The organism is Streptomyces sp. NPDC001889 (assembly GCF_053594535.1).
This window is the reverse complement of sequence record NZ_JBSFER010000004.1, coordinates 179,693-194,355: the sequence shown is the minus strand read 5'-3', so window position 1 is coordinate 194,355 and position 14,663 is coordinate 179,693. Positions and strand designations below refer to the sequence as shown.

Genomic DNA, 14,663 nt, shown 5'->3' with positions numbered 1-14,663 from the left:
GTTGCCCCCACCCGTCCACCGCGTGTGACGCTGTCACCGGGGTGCCCTCAGGAGGTGGCAGTGATGCTCTCGGCCCGGAGCCTGTTCCAGGAAATCATCGACCACGACGACGCCTACCGGCTCTTCTGCTCCATCGCGGCCAGCGGCGAGTCCCAGGGCGGCTGGGAGAACGGCCGGATCGCCGCCCTGGTGCCCGAGGGCATGCGCGCTCTCGCGCCGAGGATCAGCCGGCACGGGGCCGACGAGGACAAGCACGGCCGGATCTTCAACGCGCTGCTGCGCAAGCGCGGTCTCGAACCGGTCCCGGTCCCGCCCGAGGCGGACTACACCATGCTCCTGGAGCGCCAGGGCATCGGCCTCACCCACGAGAAGCTGCGCCGCGACGAACCCCTCACCGAGGAGGACATCGTCGTCTACCTCGCGCACAGCCGGGTCACCGAACAGCGCGCCGCCGACCAGATGGACATGCTGGTCCGGCACTTCGGCGACCACCCCGAGGTCGGCAAGGCCATCCGGATGATCGCCCATGACGAGGAGAACCACCTCGCCTACTGCCACGAGGAGCTGCTGAGCCTCGCCGCCGCCGGGCACGGCCGCACCATCCACCGCGTCCTGCGCCGGAGCGCCCTCGCCGAGATCCGGGTCTACCGCGAGGTGAGCCTCGCCGTCATGGACCACATGGGCCGGCTGCTGCACTGGCCCGCCGCCAAGTCCGCGCTCCTCGCCACCGGCATCCGGGGGCTCTACGGATACGAGCGGCTGGGCGGCTGGCACCGGATGATCTCGCTCGCCATGCCCGAGCGGCGCGGCGCCCTCGACGGCCCGCCGATCCCCGCGCACGCCTTCTGAGATCCCCGGCCGGCCGGGGATCTCAGAGCCAGCCCCGCCGCTTGAACAGCCGGAACAGGCCATAGACCGCGCCCACCATCACCACCAGAACGGCGGGATACCCCCCGACCCACCGCAGCTCCGGCATGTGCTCGAAGTTCATGCCGTAGATCCCCGCCACCATCGTCGGGACCGCCGCCATCGCCGCCCACGCCGAGATCTTGCGCATGTCGTCGTTCTGCCGCACCCCCTGCTGGGCCAGATGTGCCGCCAGGATGTCCGACAGCAGCCGGTCCAACGCGTCCACCTGCTCGTTCGCCCGGGTCAGATGGTCGCTGACATCGCGGAAGAACGGCTGTGACCGCTCACTGACGAACGGCACCCCGGCGCTCGCCAGCCGGGTCATCGGCCCCGCCAGCGGACCGGTCGCCCGCCGGAACTCCAGCAGCTGCCGCTTGAAGACATAGATCCGTGCCGCCGTCGGGGTGCGCGCCGGGCCAGGACTCGCCGACCCGCCGGGGGCGAAGACATCCGCCTCCATCTCCTCCAGGTCCACCTGGAGCTCCTCCGCCACCTCGATGTAGTGGTCGACCACCGCGTCACTGATCGCGTACAGCACCGCCGTCGGCCCGTGCGCCAGCACCTCGGGCTCGGCCTCCAGCCGGGTGCGCACGGCGGCCAGCGGCGCGCCCTCGCCGTGCCGGACGGTCACCACGAACGAGTCGCCGATGAAGAGCATCAGCTCTCCCGTGGAGACCGTGTCGCTCCGGGGCTCGTACACCACCGGTTTGAGGACCACGAACAGCGAGTCGTCGTACACCTCCAGCTTGGGGCGCTGATGGGCCCGCAGCGCGTCCTCCACCGCCAGCGGATGGAGCCCGAACTCCGACTTGACCAGCTCGAACTCCTCCTCTGTCGGCTCGTGCATCCCGATCCAGAGGAAGGCGTCACCGCGCTCCCTGGCCAGGGCGAGCGCGTCGGACAGGTCGCCTGGACCCTCGGTGCGGTGTCCGTCCCGGTAGATGGCGCAGTCCACGATCACAGCGCGCATTCTCCCGCCCGCGCCACCCCGGCGCACCCCAGGGCGTGCGGCGCCCTAGGCTTGCGGACATGGCCACGCTGATCCTGGTACGTCACGGACGCTCGACCGCCAACACCGCCGGACTGCTCGCCGGCTGGACCCCGGGTGTGCACCTCGACGAGCGGGGCGCCCAGCAGGCCGCCTCGCTCCCCGGGCGCCTCGCGGGGGTGCCCCTCGCCGCCGTGGTCAGCAGCCCGCTGGAGCGGTGCGTACAGACGGTTCAGCCGCTGCTGGACGCCCGGCCGGGCCTCTCGCTCCGCACCGACGAGCGGATCGGCGAGTGCGACTACGGCGACTGGTCGGGCCGCAAGCTGGCGGAGCTGGCCGGCGAGCCGCTGATGGAGGTCGTCCAGCAGCACCCCTCGGCGGCGGCGTTCCCCGGCGGCGAGTCGATGCGGGCCATGCAGGCCCGCGCCGTGGACGCCGTGCGCGACTGGAACGCCCGGATCGACGCCGAGCACGGCGAGGACGCCGTCTACGCCATGTGTTCCCACGGGGACATCATCAAGTCGCTCATCGCCGACGCGCTCGGTATGCATCTCGATCTCTTCCAGCGAATCCATGTGGAACCGTGTTCCGTGACAGCGGTGCGTTACACCCGTACCCGGCCATTTCTTCTGCGTCTGGGCGACACCGGGGACCTCGCGTCGCTGGCCCCGCGCGGCGGTGGCGACCAGGGCGGCGAGGGGAACGCGGTCGTGGGCGGCGGCGCGGGCGCACCGTGATCGCCCGGCGCAGTAGGGTGGACGCGCCGAAACCCCGCAGGCCCGCCCAGGCCGTTTCCGGGTCTGTCGTTCCCGAGTCTGTCGTTCCCGAGTCTTGAGGGAGAGAGCGTGTCCCGTCAGGTGTTCCTCTACGACCCACCGGACCGGTTCGTGGCCGGTACGGTCGGGCTGCCTGGACGCCGTACGTTCTTCCTCCAGGCGTCGGCCGCAGGGCGTGTCACCAGCGTGGCGCTGGAGAAGACGCAGGTGGCAGCGCTCGCCGAGCGGATCGACGAGCTGCTCGACGAGGTCGTGCGCCGCACCGGCGGCAACGCCCCGGTGCCCGCCATGGCGCCCGCCGATGTCGCGGACACCGCCCCGCTCGACGCGCCGGTCGAGGAGGAGTTCCGGGTCGGCACCATGGCGCTGGCCTGGGACGGCGAGGAACAGCGCATGATCGTCGAGGCACAGGCGCTGGTCGAGCTGGAGGCGGACTCCGAGGAGGACCTCGCCGACGCCGAGGAGCGGCTCCTCCAGGACGAGGAGAACGGCCCGCCGATGCTGCGGGTCCGGCTGACCGGCGCCCAGGCGAGGGCCTTCGCCAAGCGCGCGCTGGACGTGGTGAACGCCGGCCGGCCGCCCTGCCCGCTGTGCAGCCTGCCGCTCGATCCGGAAGGACATGTATGCCCGCGCCAGAACGGATACCGACGGGGGGCGTGACCTCGCTGGACCTGCTCGCGCGGGGCGAGCTGACCGTGCGCGGCCGGGTCCGTGAGGCCTCCAACGCGGTGCTGTTCTGCTCCGTCTCGTACGAGGGGGAGGAGGCGTCCTGTGTCTACAAGCCGGTCGCCGGCGAGCGCCCCCTGTGGGACTTCCCCGACGGGACGCTCGCCCAGCGCGAGGTGGCGGCCTACGAGATCTCCGAGGCGCTCGGCTGGCATCTGGTGCCGCCCACGGTGCTGCGCGAGGGCCCCTACGGCGAGGGCATGGTCCAGCTCTGGATCGAGGCCGACCCCGCCGCCTCCCTGCTGGCGCTGGTGGAGGACGAGGAGCCGGGGGACGGCTGGAAAGCGGTCGGTCTCGCGGAGGTGGGGGAGGGGCGCACGGCGCTGCTGGTCCACGCCGACGACACCCGGCTGCGGAGGCTGGCGGTCCTCGACGCGGTGATCAACAACGGGGACCGCAAGGGCGGGCATCTGCTGCCCGCGCCGGACGGGGTGCTCTACGCCATCGACCACGGTGTCACCTTCCACGCGGACGACAAGCTGAGGACCCTGCTGTGGGGTTGGGCGGGGGAGCCTCTTCCGGAGGAGGCCCTGGCGGCCCTCGGGACGCTCTCCGGCGCCCTGGCGGACGGTGGCCCGCTCGTCACCCGGCTGGCCCAGTTGCTGACCCCCGCCGAAGTGGGGGCGGTACGGGCACGGGTGGCGGCCCTGCGGAGTGCCGGGGTCCACCCGGCGCCGTCCGGTGAGTGGCCGGCGATCCCCTGGCCTCCCGTCTGAGTCCGGGGCCGCCCGGGTGCGCCCGGGTCGTCCCGCCGGCCCCGGGTCGCCCGGCTGTCGCCGGTCGCTGTCGCCGGTCGCTGTCGCCGGTCGCTGTCCCCGGCCGCTGTCGCCGCGCGAGAGCACGGCGCGTGACGGAAGCGCGGGAAGTGCCGGGAGCGCGAGAAGCACGGAATCCGGCATTCCGAGCCCAGTCGCTGCTTCCCGCACATATACGTGTCACTCCGCAAGACCGCGTAACCGGCCAACCGGCGTGATCCGGTTCGTAAACGGATCAGTCATCCGGTTAGTCTCAAGGCATGCATGCCTGGCCCGCTTCTGAGGTCCCCGCCCTGCCCGGCAAGGGCCGCGACCTCCGGATCCACGACACCGCGACCGGTGGGTCCCTGACCCTCGACCCCGGTCCCGTCGCCCGTATCTATGTCTGCGGCATCACGCCGTACGACGCGACCCACATCGGTCACGCGGCGACCTACAACGCGTTCGACCTCGTTCAGCGCGTGTGGCTCGACACCAAGCGGCAGGTTCACTACGTCCAGAACGTCACCGACGTCGATGATCCGCTGCTGGAGCGCGCCATCCGCGACGGAGAGGACTGGACCTCGCTCGCCGAGCGCGAGACCGCCCTCTTCCGCGAGGACATGACCGCGCTGCGGATGCTGCCGCCGCGGCACTACATCGGCGCCGTCGAGGCGATACCCGGCATCGTCCCGCTCGTCGAGCGGCTCCGCGACGCCGGGGCCGCGTACGAACTCGACGGCGATGTCTACTTCTCGGTCGAGGCGGACCCGCGCTTCGGCGAGGTCTCCCATCTGGACGCCGAGGCCATGCGGCTGCTCTCCGCCGAGCGCGGCGGCGACCCCGAGCGGCCCGGCAAGAAGAACCCGCTCGACCCGATGCTGTGGATGGCCGCCCGCGACGGCGAGCCGGACTGGGACGGCGGCAGCCTCGGCCGCGGCCGGCCCGGCTGGCACATCGAGTGTGTGGCCATCGCCCTCGATCACCTCGGGATGGGTTTCGACATCCAGGGCGGCGGCTCGGACCTGATCTTCCCGCACCACGAGATGGGCGCGTCCCACGCCCAGGCGCTCACCGGTGAGCACCCCTTCGCCCGGGCGTACGTCCACGCCGGGATGGTCGCGCTCGACGGCGAGAAGATGTCCAAGTCGAAGGGCAATCTGGTCTTCGTCTCCACCCTGCGCCGCGAGGGCGTCGACCCGGCCGCCATCCGGCTCGCGCTGCTCTCCCGCCACTACCGGGCCGACTGGGAGTGGACCGACCAGGTGCTCCAGGAGGCCGTGGAGCGGCTCGAACGCTGGCGCGCGGCCGTCTCCCGGCCGGACGGTCCGTCCGCGGACACCCTGGTGGAGGAGGTCCGCTCGGCCCTCGCCGACGACCTCGACGCCCCGGCCGCACTCGCCGCCGTCGACCGCTGGGCCGAGCGGCAGAGCACCGGGGGCGGTACGGACGAGGGCGCGCCCGGTCTGGTCTCCCGCACCGTCGACGCGCTGCTGGGCGTGGCCCTCTGACGAGCTGACCGATGCCGGGCGGGGCGCCCCCGCCCGGCATGAGACGGACGGACGGCGGGGCGGTGTCCACCAGGACACCGCCCCGCCTTCACGCCTGCCACCGGGTCACTTCCCCGGAGAGCCCTGCCCTTCGCCTTCGCCGTCACTCCCGCTGCCGCTGTCGCCGGTGCCGCTGCCGCTGTCGCAGCCGTCGCCGTTGCTGTCCTCCGGCTGAGCCGCCGCCCCGGGGCCAGCCTTCGGGCCCCGACCGCGCCCCCGGCCCTTGACCGGGCCCGGCTCGGGAGCCGCCTCGGCCCCGGCCTCCCCACCGGACTCCGGCTCCCGCGTCTCCGGCTCCCGCGTCTCCGGCTCCCGCGTCTCCGGCTCCCGCGTCTCCGGCTCCCGCGTCTCCTGCTCCCGTGCCTCCGGCTCCGGGCGCTGATCCGGACGCGGCGGTTTCGGCGGCCGGTTCAGCCCGCCCCCGGGGTCGCGCAGATACGCTCCCCCCTCACCGCCGTCGGTCGCGACCCCCGGGCCGGGGCCCGGACCCGGACCGCCGTCCCGGCGCCGCAGATAGCGCTCGAACTCCCGGGCGATGGCCTCGCCCGACGCCTCCGGCAGCTCCGCGGTGTCCCGTGCCTCCTCCAGCGTCTGGACGTACTCCGCCACCTCGCTGTCCTCGGCGGCCAGTTGATCGACCCCGAGCTGCCACGCACGGGCGTCCTCCGCCAGCTCTCCCAGCGGAATCCGCAGCCCGATCAGATCCTCCAGCCGGTTCAGCAGCGCCAGCGTCGCCTTGGGGTTGGGCGGCTGCGACACATAGTGCGGCACCGCCGCCCACAGACTCACCGCGGGCACCCCGGCGTGGGTGCACGCCTCCTGGAGAATCCCGACGATCCCGGTGGGACCCTCGTACCGGGTCTCCTCCAGGTCCATGGTTCTCGCCAGATCCGGGTCCGATGTGATGCCGCTCACCGGCACCGGCCGGGTGTGCGGGGTGTCCCCGAGCAGCGCGCCCAGGATCACCACCATCTCCACCCCCAGCTCATGGGCGAATCCGAGGATCTCATTGCAGAACGACCGCCAGCGCATGGACGGTTCTATGCCGCGCACCAACACCAGGTCACGTGGCTTCTCGCCGCCGACCCGGACCACGGAGAGCCGGGTCGTCGGCCAGATGATCTTCCGTACTCCGCCGTCCAGCCACACCGTGGGCCGATTGACCTGGAAGTCGTAGTAGTCCTCGGCGTCCAGCGCCGCGAACACCTCGCCCTTCCATTCCCGGTCCAGGTGTGCGACCGCGGTGGAGGCGGCGTCGCCGGCGTCGTTCCAGCCCTCGAACGCGGCCACCATGACCGGGTCGATCAGCTCGGGTACCCCCTCGAGCTCGATCACCCAGTGCCTCCTTCCGACGTTGCCTTTCGTACGCCCCAACCTTACGGCTTACGAGGTGTCCCACCGCAGCCCTCGTGCACGGGCGGGTGAACTTCGGCGAGACGCCCCCGGTCCGTATCGCTACCCCACTCGCGGGAGGATTCATCCGAGCTGTGCCCCACAACCTTCGCCACGACTCTGGACGCTGGTGCTCGGGCGGCGATATACATCGGATGACCGAGAGATCCGATGTCCTCTCTCCCGGGAGTGCGCCCATGGGACAGACCGTCACGGGGTTAGCGGTCCACGACATCCGCTTCCCCACATCGGAGCGGCTCGACGGCTCCGACGCCATGAACCCGGACCCCGACTACTCCGCCGCCTATGTGGTGCTGACGACCGACACCGGCACCGAGGGACACGGCCTCTGCTTCACCATCGGCCGGGGCAACGAGATCGCCACCGCCGCCGTCGCGGCGCTGCGTCCCCATGTCGTCGGGCGCCCCGCGCCCACCACCCCGGACCGGCTCGCCGCCCTCCACACCGCGTTGACACGGGACTCACAACTGCGCTGGCTCGGACCGGAGAAGGGGGTGACGCACATGGCGGCCGGGGCCGTCGTCAACGCGGCCTGGGACCTCGCGGCCCGCCACGCGGGGCTGCCCGTGTGGGAGTTCCTGGCCGCCATGACCCCCGAGGAGATCGTCTCCCAGGTCGACTTCCGCTATCTCACCGATGTGCTCAGCCGCGAGCGGGCGCTCGCTCTGCTGCGCGCCGCCGAACCCGGCCGCGCCGAGCGCGCCGCACGGCTCCGCGCGCGCGGCTACCCCGCGTACACCACCTCCCCCGGCTGGCTCGGCTACAGCGACGAGAAGCTGGTGGGGCTCGCCAGGGAAGCCGTCGCCGACGGCTTCGGCCAGATCAAACTGAAGGTCGGCGGGGACATCGACGACGACATCAGACGGCTGCGGCTGGCCCGCGCGGCCGTCGGGCCCGATATCCGTATCGCCGTCGACGCCAACCAGCGCTGGGACGTCGACGAGGCCGTGCGCTGGATGACCGCGCTCGCACCCGACCGGCCGTACTGGATCGAGGAGCCCACCAGCCCGGACGACATCCTCGGCCACGCCGCCGTCCGCGCGGGCCAGCCCGTGATGGTCGCCACCGGTGAGCACGCGGCCAACCGGGTCGTGGTCAAGCAGCTGCTCCAGGCCGGTGCGGTGGACTTCCTCCAGATCGACGCCGCCCGGGTCTGCGGGGTCAACGAGAATCTGGCGATCCTGCTGCTCGCCGCGGAGTACGGGGTCCCGGTCTGTCCGCACGCGGGCGGGGTGGGGCTGTGCGAGCTGGTGCAGCACCTCGCGATGTTCGACTACGTCGCCGTCTCCGGCAGCTGGGAGGACCGGGTCATCGAGTACGTCGACCATCTCCACGAGCACTTCACCGATCCGGTGGTCGTCTCGGACGGGCGCTACCGGGCCCCCACCGCCCCCGGGTTCTCCGCCCGGATGCGCCCCGGGTCGATCGCCGCCCACCGCTACCCGGACGGGCCCGTCTGGCGGGCCCGCCGCGCCGCCGGGGAGCCCGCCCCATGAGCGGCCCCGCGCCGGACGGCGGCCGGGAGACCGGTGGCGAAGCCGTGTTCGACGGGATGAACGCGCTGGTCACCGGCGGTGCCTCCGGAATCGGCGCGGCCGTGGCCCGGCTGCTGCTGAGGCACGGCGCCCGGGTCGCGGTGCTCGACCGGGAGTGCGGGGGAGCGCCCCCGGGGGCGCTCGCCCTCACCGCCGATGTCACCGACGACGCAGCCGTGCGCTCGGCGGTCGACCGGGCCGCCGCCGCGTTCGGCGCCCTGCACACCGTGGTCTCCAACGCGGGCGTCGGCGCGGTGGGCACCGTCGCCGACAACCCCGACGACGAGTGGCGGCACGTCCTCGACGTCAACCTCCTCGGGATGGTCCGGGTCGCCCGGCACGCGCTGCCGCATCTGCGCGCCTCGGCGGCCGAGCGGCCCGGCGCCGTCTCCCTCACCCACACCTGCTCCATCGCCGCGACCGCCGGCCTGCCGCAGCGCGCGCTCTACAGCGCCAGCAAGGGCGCGGTGCTCTCGCTCACCCTGGCCATGGCCGCCGACCACGTCCGCGAGGGCATCCGGGTGAACTGTGTGAACCCGGGGACCGCCGACACCCCGTGGATCGGCCGGCTGCTCGACCGGGCGGCGGACCCGGCGGCCGAGCGCGCGGCCCTGGAGGCCCGCCAGCCCACCGGCCGGCTCGTGGCCGCCGACGAGGTCGCCGCCGCGATCTGCTATCTCGCCTCACCCGCGGCGGCGGCCGTCACCGGGACGGCGCTCGCGGTCGACGGCGGTATGCAGGGACTGCGGCTGCGCCCCGGCGGCTGAGCCGCGAGTCGACCGGCGCGGGCGGACCACCCCCGGGCGGCGGTCGTCACAGGACCGTGCGCAGCCACTGCTCCACGCTCGCCACATGCACGGTCGCCCACGAGCGGGCCGCCTCCGCGTCCCCGTCCCGCAGCGCGCCCAGGATGGCCCGGTGCTCCGCCAGCGTCCGGCTGACCGCGTCCCGCTGGGTCAGCCCGCGCCACACCCGGGCCCGGGTCGTCGGCCCGGAGAGCGAGTCCAGCAGGGAGCAGAGCACCGCGTTCCCCGCGCCCCGCACGATCCGCCGGTGGAACTCCAGGTCCGCGGCCACCAGCTCCGCCACGGACGGCCGCGGCCCCAGCGCGTCCAGCCCCGCCTCCAGCGCGTCCAGTTCGTCCGCGCCGATCCGCACCGCCGCCATCGCGGTCGCGGCCGGCTCCAGAATCCGGCGCACGGCGAGAAACTCCAGCACCGTGTCGTCGCGGTGGAAATCCACCACGAAGCTCAGCGCCTCCAGCAGCAGCTGGGGATCGAGACTCGTCACATAGGTGCCGTCACCCTGGCGGACGTCGAGAATCCGGATCAGCGAGAGCGCCCGGACCGCCTCCCGCAGCGAATTGCGGGACAGCCCCAGCGCGGCGGCGAGTTCGCTCTCCCGGGGCAGCCGCTCCCCGGGGCGCAGGGCACCCGAGACGATCATTTCCTTGATCTTCTCGATGGCTTCGTCGGTGACCGCCATACCGCCCCCTGCCCCCAGGAATCATCCGATGTCTGAGGGTACAACCGAGGGGCGGCCCCCGGACCGGGAACCGCCCCACGCACGGACCTCCGGGGCCCGTGATACGCCGTGCTACTTCCTGTCGCCCAGCAGATCCGTGACCCTGGCCCGGATCTCGTCCGTCGCGAGGCCCCGGATCGTCAGCGTCGTCCGGCGGCGCAGAACGTCGTCGGCCGTCTCGGCCCACTCGTGGTCCCGCGCGTACACGACCTGCGCCCAGATCTCCGGGGCGTCCGGGTGGACGCGCTCGGCCAGCGCCGGGTCGTCGTTGGCGAGGCGCGCGATGTCGAAGGCGAGCGAGCCGTAGTGGGTGGCGAGGTGGCGCGCGGTGTCCGCCGCCATCCTCGGCCCCGGCGTGCCGCCGTCGACGAGCAGCCGGTGGGCCACCGCGTCCGGGTTGGCTATCCCCGGCAGCGGCAGCTTCCTCGGCAGCGAGGACATGGGCTCCATGTCCTCGCCCAGCGGGTGCCCGGGCAGGGCGGCCAGCTTGTTCATCACCGTACGGCCGATGTGGCGGAAGGTCGTCCACTTGCCGCCGGCCACCGACAGCATCCCGCCGCGGCCCTCGGAGACCACCGTCTCCCGCTTCGCCTTCGAGGTGTCGCCGGGACCGCCCGGCAGCACCCGCAGACCCGCGAAGGAGTAGGTGATCAGGTCCCGCGAGAGCTGCTGGTCCCGGATCGAGAACGCGGCCTCGTCCAGGATCTGCGCGGTGTCCTGCTCGGTCACCGCGACCTCGCCCGGGTCTCCCTCGAACTCCTCGTCCGTGGTGCCGAGCAGCAGCATGTCCTCCCAGGGGAGGGCGAAGGTGATGCGGTACTTGTCGATCGGGGTGGCCAGCGCGGCCTTCCACGGCGAGGTGCGCTTGAGCACCAGGTGCGCGCCCTTGGAGAGACGGATCGAAGGAGCCGCGTTCGGGTCCTCCATCCGGCGCAGGTGGTCCACCCACGGGCCGGTGGCGTTGAGCACCAGCCGGGCACTCATCCCGAACTCCGCACCGTCCGCGCGGTCCTTCAGCTCGGCGCCCGTCACCCGGCCCTTGGTGAACCGCAGCCCGGTCACCTCGGCGTGGTTGAGCACGGTCGCGCCCGCCTCGACGGCCGCGCGGACCGTCATCAGCGCCATCCGGGCGTCGTTCATCTGGTCGTCCCCGTACACGGCGACGGCCTTCAGGTTCTCGGTGCGCAGCTCCGGCACATCGCGCTGCGCCCTGGCCGCGCTGATGACATGGCCGACGCCGTCGCCGAAGGCGGAGAGCGCCGAGTACGCGAACACACCCGCGCCGAGCTTCGCGGCACCGTGCGGTCCGCCCTTGTACACCGGCAGATAGAAGGTGAGCGGGTTGGAGAGGTGGGGGGCCACCTCCCGGGAGACCGCGCGGCGCTCGAAGTGGTTCTCCGCCACCAGCTTCACCGCACCGGTCTGGAGGTAGCGCAGACCGCCGTGGAGCAGCTTGGAGGAGGCGGAGGAGGTGGCGCCGGCGAAGTCACCGGCGTCCACCAGGGCCACCCGCAGCCCGGACTGCGCCGCATGCCAGGCGGTGGAGATGCCCAGGATGCCGCCGCCGATGACCAGGAGGTCGTACGTCGCCTTGGAGAGCTGCTCCCGTGTCTCGGCACGGCTCGGGAGGGAGCCGGATGCCGGGTGCGTCCCGAGGGCCGGGACGCTCTGCGGGGTGGTCATGTCGGTTACTCCTCTTCCTCAAGCCAGCCCATGGTCCGCTCGACGGCCTTGAGCCAGTTCTTGTACTCGCGCTCACGCTGGTCGGCGTCCATGCGCGGGGTCCATTCCGCCGCCCGGCGCCAGTTGGCGCGCAGCGCGTCGGTGTCCGGCCAGAAGCCGACGGCCAGGCCGGCGGCGTAGGCGGCTCCGAGGCAGGTCGTCTCGGCGACCATCGGGCGCACGACCGGTGCGTCCAGGAAGTCCGAGAGCGTCTGCATCAGCAGATTGTTGGAGGTCATGCCGCCGTCGACCTTCAGCGATGTCAGCTCGACGCCGGAGTCCTTCGTCATGGCGTCGGTGATCTCGCGGGTCTGCCAGGCGGTGGCCTCCAGAACGGCGCGGGCGATGTGCGCCTTGGTGACATAGCGGGTGAGACCGGCGATCACCCCGCGGGCGTCGGAGCGCCAGTAGGGGGCGAAGAGGCCGGAGAACGCGGGGACGAAGTACGCGCCGCCGTTGTCCTCGACGGAACTCGCCAGGGTCTCGATCTCGGCCGCGGAGTTGATCAGGCCCATCTGGTCGCGCATCCACTGCACCAGCGAACCGGTGACCGCGATCGAGCCCTCCAGGGCGTAGACCGCCTTCTGGTCGCCGATGCGGTAGCCGACGGTCGTCAGCAGCCCGTTGTAGGAGTTGACGGGCGTCTCGGCGGTGTTCATCAGCATGAAGGTGCCGGTGCCGTACGTCGACTTGGCCTCGCCCTCCGCGAAACAGGTCTGGCCGAAGAGGGCCGCCTGCTGGTCGCCGAGGGCGGAGGCGACGGGGATGCCGTCGAGGATGCCGCCCTTGGCGTGGCCGTACACCTCGGAGGAGGAGCGGATCTCGGGCAGCACCGCCGCCGGGACCTCCATGGAGGTGAGGATCTTCTCGTCCCACTTCAGGCTGTAGAGGTTCATCAGCATGGTGCGGGAGGCGTTGGTGACGTCGGTGACGTGCACTCCGCCGTCGGTTCCGCCGGTCAGGTTCCAGATGACCCAGGAGTCCATGGTGCCGAAGAGGATCTCGCCGCGCTCGGCGCGCTCGCGCAGACCGTCCACGTTGTCGAGCAGCCAGCGGACCTTGGGGCCCGCGAAGTAGCTCGCCAGCGGCAGCCCGGTCTCGCGGCGGAAGCGGTCCTGGCCGACGTTGCGGCCCAGCTCCTTGCAGAGCGCGTCGGTGCGGGTGTCCTGCCAGACGATGGCGTTGTGGACGGGCTCACCGGTCTTCTTGTCCCAGAGCAGCGTGGTCTCGCGCTGGTTGGTGATGCCGATCGCCTTGACGTCGGCGGCCGTGATGCCCGCCTTGTCGAGCGCCCCCGCCACGACTTCCTGGACGTTGGTCCAGATCTCGGTGGCGTTGTGCTCGACCCAGCCGGGCCTGGGGAAGATCTGCTCGTGCTCCTTCTGGTCGACCGAGACGATCCGGCCGTCCTTGTCGAAGACGATGCAGCGGCTGGAGGTGGTGCCCTGGTCGATGGCGGCGATGAACGGACCGTGCCCGTGGGAGGACGTCGCCGGGGTGTGTGTGTCGCTCACGGTGTGCTCCTGCTCTGGTCTGTGGGGATACGGCTGTACCTGTGCGGCATACGGTGCGCCGTCAGGCGAACGCGAGGTGATAGATACCCGCGGCGAGCGCTCCGCCGGCCATCGGGCCGACGATCGGAATCCAGGCGTAGCCCCAGTCGGAGCCGCCCTTGTTGGGCAGCGGCAGCAGGGCGTGGACGATACGGGGGCCCAGGTCACGGGCCGGGTTGATGGCGTAGCCGGTCGGGCCGCCCAGCGAGAGGCCGATACCGACCACGACGAAGGAGGTGATCAGACCGCCGAGGATGCTCAGGCCCTTGCCCTCGTCGTTGAGGCCCTGGGTGAGCACGGCGAGCACGAGCACGACGGTGCCCAGGATCTCCGTGGCGAGGTTCTGCCAGACGACGCGGACCTCGGGTCCGGTGGAGAAGATGCCGAGGACCGGGCCGGCCTTGTTGCCGCCGTGCGGGCCCTCGATCGCCTTGTCGGCCGGATCGCCGACGATCTCCGCGTCGGTGAGGTGCGCCTGGAACTGGCCGTAGTAGGCGACCCAGACCAGCGCGGCGCCGATCATCGCGCCGAGGAGCTGACCGGCGAGATAGACGCCGAAGTTGTCCCAGACCCCGTCCTTGAGCGCGATGCCGAGGGTCACCGCCGGGTTGAGGTGGGCACCGGAGAGCGGGCCGCTGATGTAGACGGCCGTCATCACCGCGAAGCCCCACGCGATGGTGATGGCCAGCCATCCGGCGCCGCGCGCCTTGGATTTCTTGAGGGTGACGGCGGCGACCACGCCGCCGCCGAGCAGGATCAGAACGGCTGTTCCGATGATCTCGCCGATAAAGATGTCGGAGCTGGACACCGCGACTCCTTTGTCCTTCGTCCAGGGGAAGGCGGACCCCGGGTCACTCCGGAGGTCCGCGCCCTCAGGTGAGGGCGTTGCCGGCCCTTGGCGCTTGTCACACTCTAACGGGTATCGCCGGTAGGTGTTCGACAATGCCGACCGATGAACGGCAGTTTTATCCCTGGCCAACATGGCGTCAAGGGTCGTTCGACCCCAGAGCCCGATCGTTACGATGATGCGCCAGCGCGCGGGGAACCGCCCGGCGCGGGGACGGCGCGGGGGACGGCGCGGCCCGGCGCGGCCCGGCGCGGGGGTACGGCGCGGGGGTACGGGGCGGTGGTGCCGGCCGGTCCGGGCGGGGTGGCGCGGGGGTGCGGCCCCCGGCCCGGTGCCGGGGTGAGGGCCGGTCCGGCGCGGGAGCGCGGACGGTCCGGCGCGGAGGT

General features: G+C 72.2%; 13 protein-coding genes. 7 read left to right on the top strand and 6 right to left on the bottom strand.

The genetic code is table 11. From position 1 onward, the window contains the following. Positions 1-63 precede the first annotated feature (63 nt). Positions 64-849 (top strand): ferritin-like domain-containing protein, encoded by a 786-nt coding sequence (locus ACWCRA_RS06105; RefSeq protein ID WP_351558810.1) that lies wholly within the window; start codon positions 64-66, stop codon positions 847-849. Between the two features lie 22 nt (positions 850-871). Here the strand turns inward: ACWCRA_RS06105 and ACWCRA_RS06100 are convergent, their stop codons facing one another. After that, positions 872-1,879 (bottom strand): magnesium and cobalt transport protein CorA, encoded by a 1,008-nt coding sequence (locus tag ACWCRA_RS06100; RefSeq protein WP_351558808.1) that lies wholly within the window; start codon positions 1,877-1,879, stop codon positions 872-874. A gap of 59 nt (positions 1,880-1,938) precedes the next feature. Here ACWCRA_RS06100 and ACWCRA_RS06095 point away from each other — a divergent pair, with 59 nt between their 5' ends. The 4 genes from ACWCRA_RS06095 to mshC all read left to right on the top strand — a co-directional run bounded on the left by ACWCRA_RS06095 (position 1,939) and on the right by mshC (position 5,644). Beyond that, positions 1,939-2,634, top strand: a complete 696-nt coding sequence (locus tag ACWCRA_RS06095; RefSeq protein ID WP_451066925.1) for a histidine phosphatase family protein — start codon at positions 1,939-1,941, stop codon at positions 2,632-2,634. A 108-nt stretch (positions 2,635-2,742) separates the two neighbouring features. Further along, a complete protein-coding gene (locus ACWCRA_RS06090; protein ID WP_351558804.1) occupies positions 2,743-3,333 on the top strand; it encodes a DUF3090 domain-containing protein in 591 nt (196 codons plus the stop codon). Continuing rightward, positions 3,297-4,115, top strand: a complete 819-nt coding sequence (locus tag ACWCRA_RS06085) for an SCO1664 family protein (RefSeq protein ID WP_351558803.1) — start codon at positions 3,297-3,299, stop codon at positions 4,113-4,115. Before ACWCRA_RS06090 ends, ACWCRA_RS06085 begins: the two co-directional genes overlap by 37 nt. Positions 4,116-4,414: 299 nt before the next feature. After that, positions 4,415-5,644 carry a cysteine--1-D-myo-inosityl 2-amino-2-deoxy-alpha-D-glucopyranoside ligase gene (gene mshC / locus ACWCRA_RS06080; protein WP_351558801.1) on the top strand — a complete coding sequence of 410 codons (1,230 nt, stop codon included), beginning with the start codon at positions 4,415-4,417 and terminating at the stop codon, positions 5,642-5,644. Between the two features lie 105 nt (positions 5,645-5,749). On the opposite strand, the gene ACWCRA_RS06075 is transcribed toward mshC, so the two are convergent. Next, complete coding sequence (locus tag ACWCRA_RS06075) at positions 5,750-7,018, bottom strand: PAC2 family protein (protein WP_451066924.1); 1,269 nt, start codon at positions 7,016-7,018, stop codon at positions 5,750-5,752. A gap of 254 nt (positions 7,019-7,272) precedes the next feature. Here ACWCRA_RS06075 and ACWCRA_RS06070 point away from each other — a divergent pair, with 254 nt between their 5' ends. Continuing rightward, on the top strand, positions 7,273-8,592 hold the full coding sequence (locus ACWCRA_RS06070) for an enolase C-terminal domain-like protein (protein ID WP_351558797.1): 1,320 nt from the start codon (positions 7,273-7,275) through the stop codon (positions 8,590-8,592). After that, positions 8,589-9,398 (top strand): SDR family NAD(P)-dependent oxidoreductase, encoded by an 810-nt coding sequence (locus tag ACWCRA_RS06065; protein WP_451066923.1) that lies wholly within the window; start codon positions 8,589-8,591, stop codon positions 9,396-9,398. Before ACWCRA_RS06070 ends, ACWCRA_RS06065 begins: the two co-directional genes overlap by 4 nt. 46 nt (positions 9,399-9,444) lie before the next feature. Here ACWCRA_RS06065 and ACWCRA_RS06060 read toward each other — a convergent pair whose 3' ends face one another. The 4 genes from ACWCRA_RS06060 to ACWCRA_RS06045 all read right to left on the bottom strand — a co-directional run bounded on the left by ACWCRA_RS06060 (position 9,445) and on the right by ACWCRA_RS06045 (position 14,238). Next, entirely contained in the window at positions 9,445-10,116 is a 672-nt protein-coding gene (locus ACWCRA_RS06060) for a FadR/GntR family transcriptional regulator (protein ID WP_351558793.1), read from the bottom strand. A gap of 111 nt (positions 10,117-10,227) precedes the next feature. Beyond that, the gene (locus tag ACWCRA_RS06055) at positions 10,228-11,838 is read right to left on the bottom strand and encodes a glycerol-3-phosphate dehydrogenase/oxidase (RefSeq protein ID WP_351558791.1); all 1,611 of its coding nucleotides are present in this window, start codon (positions 11,836-11,838) and stop codon (positions 10,228-10,230) included. A gap of 5 nt (positions 11,839-11,843) precedes the next feature. Continuing rightward, positions 11,844-13,391 (bottom strand): glycerol kinase GlpK, encoded by a 1,548-nt coding sequence (gene glpK, locus ACWCRA_RS06050; RefSeq protein WP_351558789.1) that lies wholly within the window; start codon positions 13,389-13,391, stop codon positions 11,844-11,846. 61 nt (positions 13,392-13,452) lie between these two features. Then, the gene (locus ACWCRA_RS06045; protein ID WP_351558788.1) at positions 13,453-14,238 is read right to left on the bottom strand and encodes an MIP/aquaporin family protein; all 786 of its coding nucleotides are present in this window, start codon (positions 14,236-14,238) and stop codon (positions 13,453-13,455) included. Positions 14,239-14,663: the final 425 nt, after the last annotated feature.

Coding starts and splice junctions, on each gene's coding strand:
- ACWCRA_RS06060 (WP_351558793.1), bottom strand. CDS start 10,116: ATGGCGGTCACCGACGAAGCCATCGAGAAGATCAAGGAAATGATCGTC.
- ACWCRA_RS06055 (WP_351558791.1), bottom strand. CDS start 11,838: ATGACCACCCCGCAGAGCGTCCCGGCCCTCGGGACGCACCCGGCATCC.
- ACWCRA_RS06070 (WP_351558797.1), top strand. CDS start 7,273: ATGGGACAGACCGTCACGGGGTTAGCGGTCCACGACATCCGCTTCCCC.
- ACWCRA_RS06105 (WP_351558810.1), top strand. CDS start 64: ATGCTCTCGGCCCGGAGCCTGTTCCAGGAAATCATCGACCACGACGAC.
- ACWCRA_RS06065 (WP_451066923.1), top strand. CDS start 8,589: ATGAGCGGCCCCGCGCCGGACGGCGGCCGGGAGACCGGTGGCGAAGCC.
- mshC (WP_351558801.1), top strand. CDS start 4,415: ATGCATGCCTGGCCCGCTTCTGAGGTCCCCGCCCTGCCCGGCAAGGGC.
- ACWCRA_RS06095 (WP_451066925.1), top strand. CDS start 1,939: ATGGCCACGCTGATCCTGGTACGTCACGGACGCTCGACCGCCAACACC.
- ACWCRA_RS06085 (WP_351558803.1), top strand. CDS start 3,297: ATGCCCGCGCCAGAACGGATACCGACGGGGGGCGTGACCTCGCTGGAC.
- ACWCRA_RS06100 (WP_351558808.1), bottom strand. CDS start 1,879: ATGCGCGCTGTGATCGTGGACTGCGCCATCTACCGGGACGGACACCGC.